1 protein-coding gene is annotated in these 262 nt (G+C 61.8%); it reads right to left on the bottom strand.

Annotated features, from left to right (window positions below; all coding sequences use genetic code 11):
- A partial coding sequence (locus P9236_RS30710; RefSeq protein WP_278078214.1) for a hypothetical protein occupies positions 1-262 on the bottom strand: 262 nt, incomplete at both ends.

The raw sequence follows: 262 nt of genomic DNA, 5'->3' as shown, positions 1-262 counted from the left end.
CTCCAGGTAGTAGGCCAGCGGATTGTACTGGAAGATCATCGGCGTGACGCCGTATTCCGTCCGCACGATGGCCTTGCGCAGCCGCTCGTCGCCGAGCAGCGCGCGGCGCAGGTTGATGGTGAGTTCGCTTTCGAGCGCCAGGTTGACCTCAAGATCGGAGGCGCCGTAGCTGCCGATCACACGCCGGAATTTCTTCAAGAGATAGCCACGGAGGCTCTCCGAGACGCCTTCGCCGCCGAAGGCCGCATCGATGGTATATTTC

This window comes from Mesorhizobium sp. WSM4884 (assembly GCF_029625675.1).
Lineage (GTDB): Bacteria > Pseudomonadota > Alphaproteobacteria > Rhizobiales > Rhizobiaceae > Mesorhizobium.
The sequence above is the reverse complement of the archived record's forward strand: the minus strand, read 5'-3'. Positions and strand labels throughout refer to the sequence as shown.